At 39.6% G+C, this 17,600-nt stretch carries 19 protein-coding genes; 6 read left to right on the top strand and 13 right to left on the bottom strand.

Translation table 11 applies throughout. From position 1 onward, the window contains the following. On the top strand, positions 1 to 632 hold a 632-nt coding region (locus tag V6W77_RS04185; RefSeq protein WP_334253875.1), incomplete at its 5' end, for a YadA-like family protein. 114 nt (positions 633 to 746) lie between these two features. Here V6W77_RS04185 and V6W77_RS04180 read toward each other — a convergent pair. The 13 genes from V6W77_RS04180 to V6W77_RS04120 form a co-directional block, all read right to left on the bottom strand. Further along, the gene (locus V6W77_RS04180) at positions 747 to 2,036 is read right to left on the bottom strand and encodes an MFS transporter (protein ID WP_283386101.1); all 1,290 of its coding nucleotides are present in this window, start codon (positions 2,034 to 2,036) and stop codon (positions 747 to 749) included. A gap of 202 nt (positions 2,037 to 2,238) precedes the next feature. Next, positions 2,239 to 2,562 carry an RnfH family protein gene (locus tag V6W77_RS04175; protein WP_283386100.1) on the bottom strand — a complete coding sequence of 108 codons (324 nt, stop codon included), beginning with the start codon at positions 2,560 to 2,562 and terminating at the stop codon, positions 2,239 to 2,241. After that, a complete protein-coding gene (locus V6W77_RS04170; protein ID WP_334232648.1) occupies positions 2,552 to 2,986 on the bottom strand; it encodes a type II toxin-antitoxin system RatA family toxin in 435 nt (144 codons plus the stop codon). The genes V6W77_RS04175 and V6W77_RS04170 overlap by 11 nt, the downstream gene beginning before the upstream one ends. 54 nt (positions 2,987 to 3,040) lie before the next feature. Next, on the bottom strand, positions 3,041 to 4,096 hold the full coding sequence (gene modC, locus V6W77_RS04165; RefSeq protein ID WP_334253874.1) for a molybdenum ABC transporter ATP-binding protein ModC: 1,056 nt from the start codon (positions 4,094 to 4,096) through the stop codon (positions 3,041 to 3,043). After that, positions 4,083 to 4,775, bottom strand: coding sequence for a molybdate ABC transporter permease subunit (gene modB, locus V6W77_RS04160; protein ID WP_334253873.1), 693 nt, complete (start codon positions 4,773 to 4,775; stop codon positions 4,083 to 4,085). The genes modC and modB overlap by 14 nt, the downstream gene beginning before the upstream one ends. Next, the gene (gene modA / locus V6W77_RS04155) at positions 4,775 to 5,533 is read right to left on the bottom strand and encodes a molybdate ABC transporter substrate-binding protein (protein ID WP_334253872.1); all 759 of its coding nucleotides are present in this window, start codon (positions 5,531 to 5,533) and stop codon (positions 4,775 to 4,777) included. The genes modB and modA overlap by 1 nt, the downstream gene beginning before the upstream one ends. A 22-nt stretch (positions 5,534 to 5,555) precedes the next feature. After that, on the bottom strand, positions 5,556 to 6,317 hold the full coding sequence (locus V6W77_RS04150; protein WP_334253871.1) for an ABC transporter permease: 762 nt from the start codon (positions 6,315 to 6,317) through the stop codon (positions 5,556 to 5,558). A 1-nt stretch (position 6,318) separates the two neighbouring features. Then, positions 6,319 to 7,227, bottom strand: a complete 909-nt coding sequence (locus tag V6W77_RS04145) for an ABC transporter ATP-binding protein (RefSeq protein WP_334253870.1) — start codon at positions 7,225 to 7,227, stop codon at positions 6,319 to 6,321. A gap of 4 nt (positions 7,228 to 7,231) precedes the next feature. Beyond that, on the bottom strand, positions 7,232 to 9,271 hold the full coding sequence (dnaX, locus tag V6W77_RS04140) for a DNA polymerase III subunit gamma/tau (RefSeq protein ID WP_334253869.1): 2,040 nt from the start codon (positions 9,269 to 9,271) through the stop codon (positions 7,232 to 7,234). A gap of 85 nt (positions 9,272 to 9,356) precedes the next feature. Then, on the bottom strand, positions 9,357 to 9,896 hold the full coding sequence (apt, locus tag V6W77_RS04135; RefSeq protein WP_334253868.1) for an adenine phosphoribosyltransferase: 540 nt from the start codon (positions 9,894 to 9,896) through the stop codon (positions 9,357 to 9,359). A gap of 199 nt (positions 9,897 to 10,095) precedes the next feature. Then, positions 10,096 to 10,320: a hypothetical protein gene (locus tag V6W77_RS04130; RefSeq protein WP_334235729.1), complete on the bottom strand. Its 225-nt coding sequence runs from the start codon at positions 10,318 to 10,320 to the stop codon at positions 10,096 to 10,098. A 106-nt stretch (positions 10,321 to 10,426) separates the two neighbouring features. Further along, the gene (locus V6W77_RS04125) at positions 10,427 to 10,777 is read right to left on the bottom strand and encodes a TusE/DsrC/DsvC family sulfur relay protein (protein ID WP_025247511.1); all 351 of its coding nucleotides are present in this window, start codon (positions 10,775 to 10,777) and stop codon (positions 10,427 to 10,429) included. 28 nt (positions 10,778 to 10,805) lie between these two features. Next, positions 10,806 to 11,471 (bottom strand): Bax inhibitor-1 family protein, encoded by a 666-nt coding sequence (locus V6W77_RS04120; RefSeq protein ID WP_188155989.1) that lies wholly within the window; start codon positions 11,469 to 11,471, stop codon positions 10,806 to 10,808. A gap of 197 nt (positions 11,472 to 11,668) precedes the next feature. Between V6W77_RS04120 and pgsA the strand changes: the two genes are divergently transcribed. The 5 genes from pgsA (at position 11,669) to hflK (ending at position 17,598) form a co-directional block, all read left to right on the top strand. Continuing rightward, positions 11,669 to 12,217, top strand: coding sequence for a CDP-diacylglycerol--glycerol-3-phosphate 3-phosphatidyltransferase (gene pgsA, locus V6W77_RS04115; RefSeq protein WP_025216986.1), 549 nt, complete (start codon positions 11,669 to 11,671; stop codon positions 12,215 to 12,217). A gap of 56 nt (positions 12,218 to 12,273) precedes the next feature. Beyond that, positions 12,274 to 14,109 carry an excinuclease ABC subunit UvrC gene (gene uvrC, locus V6W77_RS04110; RefSeq protein WP_334253867.1) on the top strand — a complete coding sequence of 612 codons (1,836 nt, stop codon included), beginning with the start codon at positions 12,274 to 12,276 and terminating at the stop codon, positions 14,107 to 14,109. Between the two features lie 243 nt (positions 14,110 to 14,352). Continuing rightward, the gene (locus V6W77_RS04105) at positions 14,353 to 15,663 is read left to right on the top strand and encodes a nucleobase:cation symporter-2 family protein (RefSeq protein ID WP_025247494.1); all 1,311 of its coding nucleotides are present in this window, start codon (positions 14,353 to 14,355) and stop codon (positions 15,661 to 15,663) included. Between the two features lie 129 nt (positions 15,664 to 15,792). Next, positions 15,793 to 16,122, top strand: a complete 330-nt coding sequence (trxA, locus tag V6W77_RS04100) for a thioredoxin (RefSeq protein ID WP_025235668.1) — start codon at positions 15,793 to 15,795, stop codon at positions 16,120 to 16,122. Positions 16,123 to 16,332: 210 nt separating this feature from the next. Then, positions 16,333 to 17,598, top strand: coding sequence for an FtsH protease activity modulator HflK (gene hflK, locus V6W77_RS04095; protein ID WP_334253866.1), 1,266 nt, complete (start codon positions 16,333 to 16,335; stop codon positions 17,596 to 17,598). The last annotated feature ends 2 nt before the right edge of the window (positions 17,599 to 17,600 follow it).

Here is a 17,600-nt window from a genome sequence, read left to right as displayed (position 1 = left end):
CAGTAAACGGTAGTCAGTTATACAATGTTATCCAAAATACAGGCTGGGATTTAACGGTTGATGGTAATGTTGCAGAAAACACTGGATCAACTCGCGTAGCTAACAATGGTAAAGCGACTATTAAAGGTGGCAAAAACATCGTTGTTTCGCGTAAAGACTCTGTGGTTGAAGTGGCAACTTCAAATAACCCTGAATTTGATACAGTGAAAGTAGGCAACACAACGCTTAGCTCAAAAGTAGCACAAGATGGTGTAAATGAGCTGAATGTTGCCGGTAACAATGGTGCTCCAACGCGTATTACCAATGTTGCACCAGGTGTGAAAGGCACAGATGCAGTAAATGTGAATCAGTTGAAAGGTGAAGTTAATAACATCAATAACAAGATTAACCGTAACCAGAGAGAGTCTCGTGCAGGTATTGCAGGTGCAGCGGCGATTGCAGGCTTACCTGAAATCCACTTAGCGGGTAAATCAATGGTTGCTGCTGCAGCAAGTACCTATAAAGGTCAGAATGCAGTTGCTGTAGGTTACTCACGCTTATCTGATAATAGTAAGGTTAAACTGAAACTTTCAGGTAGTGCCGATACTCAAGGTGATTTCATTGGTACTGTAGGTGTTGGTTACGCTTGGTAATCTGTGAAATAAATAAGGTTGCTAATATAGCAACCTTATAAAACTATAATTTAAAGGGCTGAATTGGTTATCCAATTCAGCCCTTTTTTATACTAGATTATAATATTAGGATTATTACTTCTTCTGTTTAAGAAAATGTACCGTACAAGCTGCAATCAATAATACAGCTGCTGCTCCTAAATAGAGTTCATTCTTTTTCCAGCCGGCATCTAATAAAACACCGGCAAGTGTTGGTGAAACAATTGAACCTAAGCGACCTACACCAATAGCTGTGCCTACGCCTGTACTGCGGAAATCCGGTGCGTAAAGCGTTGGGTTGATAGTGTATAAGCCTGTAATGCAGCCATTAATTAATCCACCAACAAGAATTGCTAAGGCAATGGCTAAACCTAAAGTGCCAGAGAACACGAAAGCAACGACAGCACTTGCAGCAAGAATACTAAATAGCTGTAAAATATTTTTTGCAGCCCAGCGGCTAACTAAGAAACCGAAAATTAATGAACCGATTGTTCCGCCCACTGAAATTGCCATACCAACCGTTTGGCTTTGGGTTTTCGGCATTCCGGCTTCTTCTAACAAGGCTGGTGTCCACGAGCTGATGAAATAGAATGAGGCTGAAATTGCAATAAAGGCAACCCAAATTAATAAGGTATTGCGACGATATTCAGGTTCAAAAAGGCGTGCGATAGCAACCTTTTGTTTACCTTTCGCTTCAACTTCCGGTAATTCCCAATTCCCACCTAAGCCTAATTTTACCGCAATTTGGTTTAAACGCTCTTTGGCATTTTTAGGTCTTTTAGAAATTAAAAATTCGACGGATTCAGGTAAAACAAAAAAGAGTAAAAGGAATACTGCACCGGTTAAGATTGCACCCACTAAAAATACCGCTCTCCAGCCATATTCACCTTGTAACAATACGGCGGACATTCCCCCCAGCATCGCCCCAATACCAAAGCCGGAAGCATAAATGGCAATTGCCAATCCACGCCATTTTTGGCTGGCATATTCACTGACTAATACGTTTGTACCCGTTAAAATAGAGGCAACGCCTAAACCTGTGATGATACGATATAAACCAATCTCAAAAGCGGAAGAGGCGATATAGGTGAGTAGCATACCCAATGTAGCTAAGCCTGTTCCGATTAAAAGGAGTGGGCGACGACCAAATTTATCTGCAAGCGGTGAAAGGAATAACGAACCGATTGCCATACCAAATAAACCTGCACTCATTAGTGTACCGATAGTTGCACCATCTAAATTTAATTCTTCTCGGATACTTTTAGCGGTAAAGGCGAGTGCCATTAAGTCAAAGCCATCAAGTAAGTTAAGTAAGACTGTTAGCCCAACGACTAACCATTGAAATGAAGTCATTTTATTATGAGCAATTTGATCACGAATATCCATAAGTGGTTCTCCAAAAATAATGTGTAAAGCTATTGTTATAGCTTGAACTATATGGACTTAAGAAAATTAATCAAACGCAAAATTTACATAAAATTTATGAAAGATTTTCATAATAAGGTTTTAATGAAGGAAGGGGAAGTTAAAATAAAGTTGAAAGCTTGCCCCTCTTGATAAAAGAGGGGAAGGGGAGTTGATAACGGTTTTATTTCTTCTCAGCTTGTTCAGCTGCTCTTTTGCGTCTAATTTCTTTCGGATCAGCAATCAGAGGACGGTAGATTTCAATTCTATCGCCATCTTCTACTGTTTCATTGAGTTTGGCTGGGCGGCTGAAAATACCGACTTTATTTTCACGTAAGTCGATTTCAGTATATTTTTCTAACACACCTGAGAGCAGAATAATATTTTGAATAGTGGTAGTTTGCGGCACTTGTAGCTTTTTGAGGAAATATTTATCCGGATAGGCATAAAGCACTTCTACGTTAATCTCTTGTATTTCCTGCTCTATTTGACGTTGTTCAGACACCATAGACCTCTTTTGCACGTTGTTTAAACGCATTCACCATTTTTAACGTAAGTTCGTTGAATACCTTGCCGAAAACTAATGCCACAATCGGGCTTGAAAATTCAAAATTAAGTTCAAGTGAAATTTTACAGCTCTGTTCATCGAATGGAGTGAATGTCCAAAAACCGTGTAAATGGCGAAAAGGACCTTCCACTAAAGTCATTTCAATTTTATAGGGTGGGCTCATTTTATTATGGGTGCTAAATGTTTGGCTAATCCCCAACTTTTGAATATGAAGCTCAGCAGTTAATTCATTTTCCCCTGTGCTTAAGGTTTTTGTACTCACACAGCCTGATAAAAACTCAGGGTATTTTTCATAATTATTCACAAGCTGATACATCTGTTCAGCACTGTAAGGCACAAGGGCAGATTGATTAACAATTGGCATAATATCTCTTTTTTGAATTAACAAGCGGTCATATTTTACAGGAAATTTGCAAGTCTATAAAGAAACGCTTTTGACTTGAAGATAAACCTCTTGCCCTTCTTTAAGCGAAAGCTCATCAAAAGACCACAGGCTTATCGTACTCCAAATAGTTTGATTTTCGACAAGAACAGCCACATCAACCCGATCTAAATGGTTTTCGATTTTCTGTATATCACCTTTTAACACATTGCGGATTGAACTTTGCATTGGTTTTTGTAAGCTGATAGAAACATCTTTACTCGCAATGGTAACACGCAAATTTTCGCCTATTTGATGACGAGGAAGTTGATGAATCCAAAGGCGTTGCTCATTTAGCCCTAGTCCAAGCATATTGTAGCTTGGTTGCTGCTCTTTTATCGGTAACTCAAGTAAACTAATGCGTTGATTGCTTGGTTGCCAATCGGCAAAAGCTGGGCTATGCCACACATTAACAACGCTATCAAATGCCATCAATTTGCCGTTATTAAGCAAAAGGAGCTGATCAGCAAGGCGAACGATTTCTTCTAAACTATGGCTAACATAGAGAATGGGTATGTTAAGCTGAGTAGCTAATTTATCTAAATAATCTAATAGCTCTTGTTTGCGTGGAAGGTCAAGAGCAGATAAAGGCTCATCCATCAATAAAATATCGGGCGAGCTTAATAATGCACGCCCAATGGCAACCCGTTGTTTTTCCCCACCGGAGAGACTTTCAGGATAGCGATCTAATAGGTGCGAAATGCCTAAAAGCTCAACAATTTGCAAAAAATCGGCAGAATCTGACCGCTTGTAGCCATATTTTAGATTTTTTTCCACCGAATAATGAGGGAAAAGGCGATGCTCTTGGAATACATAGCCAATATTACGTTTTTCAGGCGGTAGGTTGATACCTTTTTGACTATCAAACAGCACGTGTCCGTTTAATTCAATAAAGCCAGATTGTGCGGTTGCAAGCCCGGCAATCAAATTAATTAGGCTGGATTTGCCCGCTCCCGAACGCCCGAAAATAGCGGTAATACCTTGAGCAGGAATCTCTAAATTGACATTCAAATCAAGATTGCCGAGTTGCTGAATAAGGTTAAGTTTTAGCATAATGTTTCTGCCTTTCAGCCAACCATTCCGAACAGAATAGGGCGATTAATGAAATCGCAATCGCTACCAAACATAAGCGGGCAGCAGCCATTTCGCCATTTGGCGTTTCAATAAAAGTAAACAGGGCAGCCGGAATGGTTTGGGTTTGATTTGGAATGTTGGATACAAAAGTAATGGTTGCCCCAAACTCACCTAATGAGCGAGCAAAACCGAGTACACTCCCGGCAATAATACCTGAAAATGCAAGGGGTAAATTTAAGGTAAAAAAGACTTTTAACGGGCTTGCCCCTAATGTGCGTGCAGCTTGTTCGAGTTTGGGATCAACCGAATCAAATGCCAAACGGATTGAGCGAACCATTAGTGGAAATGCCATTACCATTGAGGCAAGTACCGCACCTTTCCACGAAAAACTGAAACTAAAATGAAACCATTCCCACAAATATTGCCCGATTACCCCACGTTTCGCCATAGAGATTAACAGCAAATAGCCGATTACTACCGGCGGTAAAACCAACGGTAAATGAACAATACCGTTTAAAATGCTCTTGCCCCAAAATTGTTTGCGAGAAAGTAGCCAAGCCACCCATACGGCAAGTGGTAAAGCAAGCACCACCGCAATGAAGGCAACTTTTAGGCTGAGAACAATCGCATTTAGTTCTTGTGGGGTAAAATCAAACATCACTCAATCGGTTTAAATCCAGCCGCTTCAAATCGAGCTTTGGCTTCCGGTGTCTGTAGAAAATCTAAAAATTTTACGGCAGATTGTTTTTCACTCACCACTGCGGCAGGGTAAACAATTTCGCCATAGCTTTCCTGTGGAAATACGGCAAGCACTTTGACTTTATCAGACACTTTTGCATCGGTGGAATAAACAATCCCTAATGGTGATTCACCACGTTCAACAAAAGAAAGTGCATCTCGCACGTTTTTGGCTCGAGCCAGTTTCGGTTCTACTGTTTCCCACAGATTATAGTAGGTTAAGGCTTTTTGAGCATATCTTCCAGCGGGAACGTGGGATGGGTCGCCCACAGATAAATAACTATTTGTTAATTCTTTGGCAAAATCGACCGCTTGTATGCTTTCTGCTTGGATTTTGCTCTCGTTTGGGGCAATTAAAACCAGTTCATTTTTCACTAAATTTTGGCGATGTTTGATTTTTGGTGGTTGTTTTTCGGCAACGTAATCCATCCATTTTAAATCAGAAGAAATAAATACATCTGCTGGGGCATCTTGCTCGATTTGTTTAGCTAAAACAGAAGAGGAGGCGAAGGAAAAAGTTACTTTATCTTCAGGATATTTCTTCTCAAAATCTTGATTAATTTCTTGGAGTACATTAGTCATTGATGCGGCTGCAAATACAGTAATTTCTTCGGCAAAAGCAGAATTTGCACCAAAAGCTAACATACCTACAACTGATAATACTTTGAATGTTTTCATAAAGTCTCCTTAATTATCAAATTTAAGAACGAAGCCCTATCCCTCGCTGAATTAACGAATAAGCTACAATATATAGCCCTAAACATAATGAAATTAACACCCCAAAGGTGTAAATTAATGGTACATCGCTAATACCTAAAAAACCATATCTTAAGCCGTTGATCATATACACAATAGGGTTAAATTTTGACACTGTTTGCCAAAACTCTGGCAGAAGCGAGATAGAATAAAACACACCACCTAAATAAGTGAGTGGCGTAAGCACAAAGGTAGGAATTAATCCTACATCATCAAAGGACTTCGCAAAAACGGCATTAATCAAACCGCCTAATGCAAAGGCAACAATGGTTAAAAATAGCGTTAGAGCAATGATAGCAAAGGAATGAATATCAAAGCTCACAAATATCATTGCAACTAACATTACCAAAAGAGCTGCCAAGCCGGCTCGCAAAATACTACCTAATAAATAGCCCCAAATAATGTTATGAGTGGAAAGGGGGGAAATCAGTAATTCTTCAAAATCACGGGTAAATTTGCTTAAGAAGAAAGACGAAGCGGTATTCACATAAGAGGCAGTAATTGCCGTCATCATAATCAAGCCGGGAGCAATAAATTCCATATAACCCACGCCATTCATCTCGCCAATGCGTCCACCGATTAATTTTCCAAAAATTAAAAAGTAGAGGGTAGTGGTAATTACAGGCGGCACAAGAGTTTGTCGCCAAATTCTCAGAATACGACGGCACTCTTTGCACGCTAAAGTATAAAATCCGATAAAATTCATTTTATTGAGCCATATTAATAAAGAGTTCTTCCAAACGGTTGGATTTATTTCGCATACTTAATACTTCCGCACCTTGAGCCGCGATTTGTGAAAAGAGATTTGTTAGTCCTTGCTGACGTTTCACATTGACTTCAAGGGTGTTTTCATCGATCCATTTATGCGGATAGTCTTGAATGACAAGCGGTTGATTTTGAATAGAATTTTGCAAATCCAACACAAACACCTCGCTTTCTAATTTCGCAAGCAAGGCTTTCATTGAGGTGTTTTCAATCAATTCACCATTTTGAATAATGCCAATATGGCGGCATAACATTTCTGCTTCTTCTAAATAGTGGGTAGTTAGAATAATCGTTGTGCCTTGATTGTTCAGATCCCGTAAGAAATCCCATAATGAGCGGCGGAGTTCAATATCCACCCCTGCGGTGGGTTCGTCTAAAATCAATAGTTTGGGATTGTGCATTAAGGCTCTGGCGATCATCACACGGCGTTTCATTCCGCCGGAAAGCTCACGAGTAAGATGTGTGCGTTTTTCCCATAAATCGAGCTGTTTTAACCATTTTTCGGCACGAATAAGAGCCTCTTTGCGTGGAATACCGTAAAAACCGGCTTGTTGTACCAGCACATCAATGACCTTTTCAAACTGATTAAAATTAAATTCTTGTGGTACAAGCCCGATTTGGTGTTTTAATTCCACCTTTTGTGTATCTAAATCGTAGCCAAACACTTTCACGCTACCACTTGTTTTATTCACAAGGGAGCTAATAATACCAATAGTGGTGGATTTTCCTGCACCGTTATGCCCGAGTAGAGCGTAGAAATCCCCTTGCCCTACTACAAGGTTGATCCCTTTTACTGCTTTTACACCGGTCGGGTAGGTTTTCACAAGATCAATTAATTCTAATGCTTTCATCTATTTACTCACTCTGTGCAACCGCTCGAATGGTCGATTCATCAATTTGTGCATCGAAAGCGTTGCGAAGTAACATTAATTTTTCATCGTTCAGCAAAGCAGATTTTGCTGCTTCAGTGAGTTGTTTGAAAATGGCTCGACGAATTTCCAGCGGTGTTTGTTTATCAGCATTGTCGCCGATAGATAAATCATAGCTATAGCCTTTTTCAGCCAATGCCACTTCTAAATTTTTACGAGATTCCACATTATCTAAATGTGCCATATTGGGCTTTAATACCAACGAAAGATGGTTGTCTGCGTGTTTATCTAAGTAGCTGTTTAAGGCAATTTGGCGTGAAAAACCGCCTAAATTAAGCGAATTAGCAATCTCACACCATTTATCTTGTTGGCAAGATAAATCAATGGTTTTTGCCACTAGTTCTGGTGTACGTTCTTGCAAAATAGCTTGCTTAATATCCGACGGTTTGGCACTGTCTGCTTGGTTTTCTAATTCAGGGTTGAGCCAAGTCCAACGGTAATCTTCATCGTCTATGCTTTTAGGCGTGTTTTCTACTTTTGAAACGGATTGATGTGCCGTTTGTTGTTGATGTTCTGCAAACTGGATAAATCGTTCTTGTAATGAAGCGGTCGAATTTTCCGATTTTTTTGCAATAAATTGAGGTGTTTTTAACTCAGGCTTTTTTTTTTCGGCTTGAGTTAAATCAGCTTGCTGTTGCTGTAATTTTTTGCGGGCTTCAAGTGCAGCCATTGCCGGAGAAAACGTAGTGGTATTTTCTTCTTTAGGCATTATAGGAGCTACAGTTGGTGCTTGTGTCGTTTGTGAAGCCACTACCGATTTTTGCTGATTTTTCTCTAAGGTTTCTCTTAGTTGAGCAATTTGATTTTGTGGCTTCGGCTGAGTATTTGTAACCACATTAGTTTGCGGAACGGCAGATACCGTTGGAATGACCATAGTTGCCATTCTTTCCGCCTGTTTTGGGTGGAAAGCTAATGCACGCAGTATCGCCATTTCCACACCGGCACGTTGCTCGGGTGCAAAAGGTAGCTCTTTTTTGCTGTTAAGGATAAGTTGATAGAAAAACTGCACATCTTCAGGTGGCATCTGTTTTGCCAGAAAATGAATGAGAGTTTCTTCTGCGGCGGTAGTTTTGACTAATTGTAACATCGCAATTTTGTGCAATGTTTCTGCAATATCACTCAGCAATTGTTGCCAATCCACTCCTTTAGCGGCAATTTGTTCAATGATTGCCATTGCTTTTTCGCCATCAGCTTGGGCGATTGCTTGCACTAATTCTAATGGCTGATTGTCATCAATGAGCCCCAACATTTGGCTTACTGCATCAAGAGTAATATTGGCATTACTCATTGCGATAGCTTGATCAGTGAGACTGAGTGAATCACGAATACTACCCTGTGCCGCTTTTGCTAGTTTTTCAATAGCAATAGTTTCATAAGGAATACTTTCTGCGTTGAGAATAAATTCTAGGTGCTTAGCAATTTGCGATTGTTCTAATGCACGCAAATGGAATTGCATACAGCGAGAAAGAATAGTGATCGGCAGCTTTTGCGGATCGGTAGTCGCCAATAAGAATTTAACGTACTCAGGCGGTTCTTCAAGGGTTTTAAGTAACGCATTGAAGCTGTGGCGAGAGAGCATATGCACTTCGTCGATCAGATAAACCTTAAAACGCCCAACGGTGGGTTTGTATTGTACGTTATCAAGTAGCTCGCGGGTATCTTCCACTTTGGTGCGAGAGGCTGCATCGATCTCAATCAGATCGATAAAATGCCCTTCTTCAATTGCCTTGCAGTTGGCACATTCTCCACAAGGGTCAGCAGTAATGCCATTTTCGCAGTTTAGCCCTTTTGCAAAAAGGCGAGCAATGGAGGTTTTTCCTACGCCTCGGGTGCCTGAAAACAGATAGGCGTGATGAAGCCTATCTTCTCTTAAACTGTTTTCAAGAGCAGATAAAACGTGCTGTTGCCCAACCACTTCAGAGAAGCGTTGAGGTCTCCATTTGCGGGCTAGAACCTGATAACTCATATTTGTTCTTTATTCATTTTGTAGGAGCTAATTGAAATTAGCTCCTACTGGTTGCAAAAAATTGAGAAGATACAACCGCTTGTAATTAATGACCTTCAAAACTCACTAAACTGAAGGATTTAATTCCTTCTTGTTCTAAGCGTTCTTTACCACCTAAGTCAGGTAGCCAGATTACAAACGCTGCGTGTTCTACAGTTCCCCCTAAGCGGCGGATCAATTTTGCCGTTGCGTCAATAGTGCCACCGGTTGCTAATAAGTCGTCGATCATCAACACGTTGTCGTTACCGTTGATCGCATCTTTGTGAATTTCTAACGTGTCTTCACCATATTCAAGAGTATAAGATTGAGAAATTACTTCACGCGGTAATTTTTTAGGCTTACGAACTAGCACAAAAGGTACGCCAAGTGCTAAGGCAACAGGAGCTCCGAAAATAAAACCACGAGACTCTGTACCAACAATTTTAGTAATACCTTTGTCTTTAAATTCAGCCACAATGGCATCAACAGTTGCTTGGAATGCGGTTGGTACTTCTAAAAGTGAAGTAATATCACGGAAAATAATCCCTGCTTTAGGGTAATCAGGAATAGATTTGATAGAAGATTTGATTAAATCTAATTGGCTCATTATTTGACCTATATGTAATTTGAAAATAACTGGAAAACTCTATAGAAAAATGAGGGAAATTTCAAGGGGAAATTACGGGACTGCAAAACAAAAGCGAGCTTGTTGCTCGCTTTCAATTATTTTGTTAAGAAATAAGTTGCTATATAAAAAACAGCACCCATAATAAATAGCGTAATGCCTAGTGTATATCCAAATTCCATTATTTTATCTCCTCTAGCTTTCTTCTCAGTTGCCTTCCACAGTTTAAAAAGAAATAAGTGAATAGAGTTAACATTGTAATATTAAATACTTTCGCAGAAGTTGTATCGTTTCCATACAGAATAACAGGAATTGCTAAAATTGCAACTTTGGCGATATCATCACTGATTTTTGCCCAAGATTCAAATGAACCTTTTTCAATCGGTGTTTTAAATAAATTCCACATAATGTACTCCTTAATAATATAAGGAGGTTATGGTTTTTATTTTAGTTGTGCAAATAGCAAAATCTATTTTTTCGATATAGATCGAAAAAATAAAATAATAAGCCTCTTATAAACATTTCGCAGGTTTCGGCAATCCTGCAATTTTTGTGGCTTGTTTTGCCGGTCCGTCGGGGAATAAACGTTGTAAATAACGGCTATTGCCTTTTTCTTCGCCAAATTTTTGTGCCATTGCTTTGACTAACATTCTAATTGCAGGAGAGGTTTTGTATTCTTGGTAAAACTCTCGCACTAAGTAGATGATTTCCCAATGTTCTTCCGTTAATGTAATTTGTTCTTTTTCTGCGATTTTTTCAGCGAGTTGTTCAGACCAATCATTTAGGTTTTTCAAATAACCTGCATCGTCAGTTGGGTATTGGATATTATTCAGTTCTATAGACATAAAATAAAAATGCCACATAAAGTGGCATTCCTCTTATATTTTAATATTAATCATCGCTACCTAATACACCAAAGATTTGTAAGAAACTTACAAATAGGTTATAGATAGAAACATATAAATCAACAGTTGCACGAATATAGTTTGTTTCGCCACCGTGAATAATATTGCTGGTTGCGAGTAAAATCGCACCGCTTGAGAAGATAACAAATAAGCTGCTTAAGGCTAAACCTAGTGCCGGAATCGCTAAGAAAATGTTAGCGATAATGCCGACTAATAGTACCACAAATAATGCTACCATCATTCCGCTTAAGAAACTCATATCTTTTTTCGTGGTTAATACATAAGCTGAACAAGCGAAGAAAACTAATGCCGTTGCACCAAATGCAAGAGCAACGATATCACCTAAACCGGCACCGATGTAGCGGTTTAAAATAGGACCTAAGGTATAACCCAAGAAGCCTGTTAACGCAAATACGCTTAAGATACCCACACTGCTATTTGAAGTGGCATTCGTTAAGAAAAGTAAGCCATAAAAGCCGATTAATAATCCCCACCAAGGCATTGCCGGTGCGTTCATTTGCATTGCAACAAAAGCAACAACGGCTGAGAAAGTCAGTGTCATTGCCAATAACATATAGGTATTGCGTAGCACTTTGTGAGTGCTAATAAGTGATTCAGATGTTGAGTAGCTATGAGCTAAACGATTTTCCATAAAAATTCCTTCTGTTTTTGTTTTTAAATCGGAAAAACCGACGGATTGATATGTATGGATAAATTTCCATAAATCAAGCCTTAAATTAGCGGTAATTTATTGTAAAGTCAATGCGATTTTGTAACAGGGGAGTAAAAAAAATAATTTAGTTATGTTACACTTAACACAATTCTACTGCTTGTTCCTTTAGTTTTGTTATGAAGCTTAATTTCCCAACTTTTTTAACTTTATTTCGTGTCGGAATGATACCACTTTTTATTGTGGCGTTTTATCTGCCGACTAAATATGCACCAGAAATTGCTACCTTGATATTTTTTATTGCTTCTATTACTGATGCGTTTGATGGTTATTTAGCCCGTAAATGGAACCAAACAACGAGACTTGGGGCATTTTTAGACCCTGTCGCAGATAAAGTCCTGGTTGCAGTTGCTTTTGTTTGTGTAGCGGAGCATTACCATACTTGGTGGGTTACTATTCCAATTTGTATTATGATTGCCAGAGAGATTATTATTTCTGCATTGCGTGAATGGATGGCAGAGCTCGGTGAGAGAGCAAGCGTTGCCGTTTCAATTTGGGGAAAAGTAAAAACAACCGCTCAAATGTTAGCCTTAGGCGGAATGATTTGGCGACAAAGTGAAGCAATGGAAATTTTAGCCTTTATTCTACTTTATATTGCGGCAGGTTTAACTATTTGGTCGATGTTGCAATATTTGAATGCTTCCAAAGGCAGCTTGTTGAAGTCGTAAGCGGTCTATTTTTATTATTTTTTTGCAATTGCATATTCTGAATTTCATCACGCATAATGTCCAAATTTGATTCCAAATCTTTTCTTGTTGATGTTCCTCATCAGCCCGGTGTTTATCGTATGTACGATGGCAAAGGAAAGATTATCTATGTTGGTAAAGCCAAAGATCTAAAAAAGCGTTTATCGAGCTATTTCCGTGCGAATTTGCCTAATCGTAAAACTGAGGCATTGGTGTCGAATATTGCCCATATTGAGACAACGCTAACCCATTCCGAAACAGAAGCCCTACTGTTAGAACACAACTATATTAAAGAAAATCAACCTAAATATAATGTGCTTCTGCGTGATGACAAAGCCTATCCTTATATTTTACTCACTAAACATCAACACCCGCGTGTGGGGAGCTTTCGAGGCAGTAAAAAAATCAGTGGCGAATATTTTGGACCTTACCCTAATGCCACCGCAGTGCGGGAAACGCTCTACTTGTTGCAAAAAATTTTCCCTGTCCGACAGTGTGAAGACAGCTATTATAAAAACCGCTCCCGCCCTTGTTTACAATATCAGATCGGACGTTGTCTTGCCCCTTGTGTGGAAGGTTATTGCACGCAAGAAGAATACGATAATCAAGTGAAATTGGTTCGATTGTTTTTACAGGGTAAAGATCATCAAGTGGTAGAATATCTGATTGGTAAGATGGAAAGTGCGGCTGAAAATCTGGAATTTGAAACGGCGGCACGTTATCGAGATCAAATCCAACTCGTGCGTGAAGTAATGGAAAAACAGTCGATCTCAACTGATCGTCAGGACGATCTGGATTTTATTTCGATTGCTTACCAATATGGTATTGCTTGTGTGCATATTTTGTTTGTACGACAAGGCAAGGTATTAGGCAATCGAAGCTATTTTCCCAAAGTGCCAAATCATACCGATCTTGCTGAATTGAGTGATACCTTCATCGGGCAGTTTTATTTGCAGATGAACCAGCATCGCACAATTCCCAATCAGATCATTATCGATCAAACAGTGAGTGAAAAAGAAGCCTTAGAAACCGTACTATCTGAACAAGCCGGGCATAAAGTTACCATTTTAAATAAAGTACGAGGTGAAAAAAGTCGCTACCTCGCTCTTGCTCAAACCAATGCAATTGCTGCTCTGAATGTTCAATTAAAGCAAGACGAACGTATTCACACTCGCTACGAAGCTTTACAAGCGGTGCTAAATCTCGAAAAAATTGCAAGAATGGAGTGCTTTGACATCAGCCACACAATGGGTGATCAAACAGTCGCTTCTTGTGTAGTGTTTGATGAAAACGGCATTTTGAAATCGGATTATCGCCGTTTTAATATTGAAGGCATTACGCCCGGTGATGATTATGCCGCAATGGAGCAAGCTCTTCTGAAGCGTTATGACCGACCACTTCCACCGGAAAAAATTCCTGATATTATTTTTATCGATGGAGGCAAAGGGCAGCTCAATCGAGCGTTAGATACTTTTTCCAAGCTGAAGGTGGAGTGGGATATATCTAAACCACTCCTAATTGGTGTTGCAAAAGGGGTGGAACGCAAAGCAGGGCTAGAAACCTTGATTATCAGCAAATGGGATAAAGAGATCAACTTACCGCCCGATAGCCCTGCTTTGCATTTAATTCAGCATATTCGAGACGAAGCACATAACTACGCTATCAATGCACATCGAAAAAAACGCCAAAAAGCCTTTACTGAAAGTGGGTTAGAAAGCATTGAGGGCGTTGGAGCTAAACGTCGCCAAGCTTTATTAAAATATCTAGGCGGAATGCAAGGTGTGAAAAATGCCACGCTTGAAGAAATTCAAAGCGTGCCGGGTATTTCTAAAGCTTTAGCGGAAGTTGTTTTCGACACTTTGAGAAATAGTTAATTAAACAAGCGGTCATTTTTGTTGAAAAATTTACTTGTTATGCTTGCAGTTCGTATCATCAGTAGCACTGATTTTAAAACGCAAGTGTTTTTGCAAAAATGTCCGAAAAAACAACCGCTTGTTATATTGCAAATTGAAATGAAAAATAAGCAAACGTTTGCGTAATCGTTTGCTTATTTGGCGGGAAATCCGTATAATTCGCCCCTAATTTTTTATTTCTTTCAATCTTATTTTGAGGCATTTATGCAAAAAATTCTTTACCCTGTTGATTCTAAACCGCCATTCGGTCTAACGCTTCTTCTTGCGGCACAACATTTGTTGGCGGCACTTGGTGGTATTATTGCCGTGCCGTTAGTCATTGGCAATGTGCTAAATTTACCTGCATCGGATATTATCGTGCTGGTTAATGCAGCGTTATTGGTGTCGGGTATTGTAACGATTATTCAATGTCAAGGCATTGGACCTATCGGTTTACGTTTACCAAGTGTGATGGGAACGAGTTTTACTTTCGTAGCGGCAGCACTGGCTATCGGTTTTAGTGAACACGGTGTTGCAGGGATTATGGGGGCTTCATTGGTCGGTTCTCTAGTAATGATTATCGGCAGCTTTTTTATGCCTTATGTGCGTAAACTTTTCCCACCTGTGGTAACCGGTGTTGTTGTAATGATGATCGGTTTAAGTTTAATTCCTGTGGCGGTGGACTGGTTTGCAGGCGGTCAAAGAGGCGATGCACATTATGCCGATCCTGCTAATCTTGCAATGGCAACCTTTGTACTGGTGTTGGTTGTGATTTTAGTACAATGGGGCAAAGGCATTTTTTCAGCAGCTGCAATTGTGATTGGTATGATGGTAGGCTATGTAGTGGCTTTAGCCTTAGGTTGGATAAACTTTGATAACGTGAAATCAGCCGATGTGGTAGCTATTCCACAGCCATTGCATTTTGGTCTTGCTTTCCCGATTTCAGGTATTATTGGGATGAGCATAGCTTATTTAGTAACCATTGTGGAATCAAGCGGTAACTTTTTAGCGTTAGGAAATGCGACACAAACCGAAATTACAGGTAAACATTTACGTGGAGGCGTGTTATGTGATGGACTAGGCTCAGCATTTGCAGCAATTATGTCTACCACGCCATTTTCATCATTCGCCCAAAATATCGGTGTGATTTCTTTAACCGGTGTTGCAAGCCGCTATGTTGTAACTGTGATGGGCTGCTTATTGGTATTAGCCGGTATCTTCCCTTGGTTTGGAGCCTTGATTGTGTCTATTCCAACCCCGGTTTTAGGTGGAGCAGGCTTAATGATGTTTGCGATGATTATTGCAGCAGGTATCCAAATGTTAGACAAGGTAGAACGTTCAAAACGTAACGGGTTAATTATTGCGATTTCAATCGGTTGTGGCTTAGCGGTTACTACTCGTCCGGAGTTATTAGATAAACTCCCTTCGTTTGTAAAAGAAGTATTTGGGTCGGGCATTACTGTTGGCTCACTATTTGCACTCATTTTGAATTTAATTCTACCAAAAGATGAAAATAAAGAATTAGAAAATGAATAGTGATTGATTTAATCGGTAAATCTTACTTGAAATTTCATTGATTAATCACTATCTTAGCAAAAGCTGTACGCCTTAACTCGTAATCAGTTGGGGCGTTTCTTTTTTATTTAGATGTTTAAGGACAAATTTATGAGTAATGTTATTCACACAACAGATGCAACATTTGAACAAGATGTTTTAAAATCAGATGTGCCTGTATTGTTAGACTTTTGGGCACCGTGGTGTGGTCCTTGCCGTATGATCGGACCTGTGCTTGACGAGTTATCGGTTGATGCACAATTTGAAGGCAAAGTAAAAATTGCAAAAATGAATGTAGATGAAAATCCAAATGTAGCGGCACAATTTGGCGTACGTAGCATTCCATTTTTACTTTTATTTAAAAACGGCGAGGTTGTTGCACAACAAGTTGGTGCTCTTCCACACGCACAAATGGCTGAATTTATTAAACAAGCGTTATAATTAAATTAAAGCAAAAATAGGGCGAATTTATCGCCCTCTTTTTTTGTGATTTGAATATTGCTTGCACAAGGGTAAATCTGCAAAAAAATAGCAAAAAAAGACCGCTTGTTTTATCAGATAAGCCTAGTCAAACGATGACTAAATAGGTACAATCTTTAACTTGCGTTTTAAATTTTAAAGTGCGATTCGATTTTATTTTTGGAGATATTTATGTCGTGGAATGAATCAGGTAATCAGCAAGACCCTTGGGGGAAGCCGGGGCAGAGAAGATCTGAGCCAAAGCCTGAACAGCAAGAACAAGATCAAGGGCAAGGTCCTGCTCAAGGTTCACAACAAGGACCAACCAATAATCAACGAAACGAACAACAACCACCTGATTTAGAAGAAGTTTTCAGTAGTCTATTGAAAAAAATGGGCGGTGGAAAATCACCTAATAATGGTTCTAGCAACCCAAATAGTATCGGATTTGGCAAATTTCTACCTGTTGTTTTAGGGCTTGCCGCTGCGGTGTGGGCTGGTTCAGGTTTTTATACTGTACAAGAGGCTGAGCGAGGTGTCGTTACCCGTTTAGGTAAACTTGATAATATCGTTATGCCGGGCTTGAACTGGAAGCCAACTTTTATTGATTCTGTAACTAGAGTAAACGTAGAACGTGTTTCTGAGTTAAATACGAGCGGTTCAATGCTTACTCAAGATGAAAATATGGTTCAAGTTGAGATGACGGTTCAGTATCGTGTAGAAGATCCTGCTAAATATCTGTTTAGTGTAAGCAATCCGGATGAAAGTTTAAAGCAAGCTACAGACAGTGCGTTACGTTATGTGATCGGTCATATGACAATGGACGAAATTCTAACCACAGGTCGAGCAACGGTGCGTGAAAGAACGTGGGCTACTTTGCGTGAGATCATCAAAACCTATGATATGGGGTTGTTGGTAACGGATGTGAACTTCCAATACGCTCGTCCACCTGAAGATGTAAAAGCAGCATTTGATGATGCGATTAAAGCACAAGAAGATGAGCAGCGTTTAATTCGTGAGGCGGAAGCTTATGCAAGAGGGGAAGAGCCGATTGCTCGCGGTCAAGCACAGCGTACGATTGAACAAGCAGAAGCCTATAAAGAAGCTGTTGTGTTAAATGCAAAAGGGGAAGTTGAACGTTTAAGCCAATTATTACCTGAATACAAGGCTTCGCCAGAGCTGACTCGAGAGCGTTTATATATTCAAACGATGGAAAAGGTGATGAAAAACACACCTAAAGTTGTGATGGATTCATCAAGTAATAATTTAAATGTATTACCTTTTGATAAGTTAATGAATAATTCATCAGCTCCTAAATTTGATCAACAAAAAATTGAGCAACAAGTCGCACCGGTACAAACACAAGTTGCACCGCCACCGGTTGTTCAACCAAGAATACAGGTTCAGCCACAATCAGCAGAGCAGCAAATAGACCAAACTCGTAAAGGGAGATTTTAATA

It is taken from the genome of Mannheimia indoligenes, assembly GCF_036880405.1.
Lineage (GTDB): Bacteria > Pseudomonadota > Gammaproteobacteria > Enterobacterales > Pasteurellaceae > Mannheimia > Mannheimia indoligenes.
The sequence above is the reverse complement of the archived record's forward strand: the minus strand, read 5'-3'. Positions and strand labels throughout refer to the sequence as shown.

What these genes read in the sequence shown, in the direction of transcription:
- V6W77_RS04130 (WP_334235729.1), bottom strand. Translation starts at nt 10,320, where the DNA reads ATGTGGAATTTATTTAAAACACCGATTGAAAAAGGTTCATTTGAATCT.
- V6W77_RS04150 (WP_334253871.1), bottom strand. Translation starts at nt 6,317, where the DNA reads ATGAATTTTATCGGATTTTATACTTTAGCGTGCAAAGAGTGCCGTCGT.
- trxA (WP_025235668.1), top strand. Translation starts at nt 15,793, where the DNA reads ATGAGTAATGTTATTCACACAACAGATGCAACATTTGAACAAGATGTT.
- dnaX (WP_334253869.1), bottom strand. Translation starts at nt 9,271, where the DNA reads ATGAGTTATCAGGTTCTAGCCCGCAAATGGAGACCTCAACGCTTCTCT.
- V6W77_RS04125 (WP_025247511.1), bottom strand. Translation starts at nt 10,777, where the DNA reads ATGTGGCATTTTTATTTTATGTCTATAGAACTGAATAATATCCAATAC.
- V6W77_RS04105 (WP_025247494.1), top strand. Translation starts at nt 14,353, where the DNA reads ATGCAAAAAATTCTTTACCCTGTTGATTCTAAACCGCCATTCGGTCTA.
- modA (WP_334253872.1), bottom strand. Translation starts at nt 5,533, where the DNA reads ATGAAAACATTCAAAGTATTATCAGTTGTAGGTATGTTAGCTTTTGGT.
- pgsA (WP_025216986.1), top strand. Translation starts at nt 11,669, where the DNA reads ATGAAGCTTAATTTCCCAACTTTTTTAACTTTATTTCGTGTCGGAATG.
- V6W77_RS04120 (WP_188155989.1), bottom strand. Translation starts at nt 11,471, where the DNA reads ATGGAAAATCGTTTAGCTCATAGCTACTCAACATCTGAATCACTTATT.
- modC (WP_334253874.1), bottom strand. Translation starts at nt 4,096, where the DNA reads ATGCTAAAACTTAACCTTATTCAGCAACTCGGCAATCTTGATTTGAAT.
- V6W77_RS04145 (WP_334253870.1), bottom strand. Translation starts at nt 7,227, where the DNA reads ATGAAAGCATTAGAATTAATTGATCTTGTGAAAACCTACCCGACCGGT.
- modB (WP_334253873.1), bottom strand. Translation starts at nt 4,775, where the DNA reads ATGTTTGATTTTACCCCACAAGAACTAAATGCGATTGTTCTCAGCCTA.
- V6W77_RS04175 (WP_283386100.1), bottom strand. Translation starts at nt 2,562, where the DNA reads ATGGTGTCTGAACAACGTCAAATAGAGCAGGAAATACAAGAGATTAAC.
- uvrC (WP_334253867.1), top strand. Translation starts at nt 12,274, where the DNA reads ATGTCCAAATTTGATTCCAAATCTTTTCTTGTTGATGTTCCTCATCAG.
- V6W77_RS04180 (WP_283386101.1), bottom strand. Translation starts at nt 2,036, where the DNA reads ATGGATATTCGTGATCAAATTGCTCATAATAAAATGACTTCATTTCAA.
- V6W77_RS04170 (WP_334232648.1), bottom strand. Translation starts at nt 2,986, where the DNA reads ATGCCAATTGTTAATCAATCTGCCCTTGTGCCTTACAGTGCTGAACAG.
- hflK (WP_334253866.1), top strand. Translation starts at nt 16,333, where the DNA reads ATGTCGTGGAATGAATCAGGTAATCAGCAAGACCCTTGGGGGAAGCCG.
- apt (WP_334253868.1), bottom strand. Translation starts at nt 9,896, where the DNA reads ATGAGCCAATTAGATTTAATCAAATCTTCTATCAAATCTATTCCTGAT.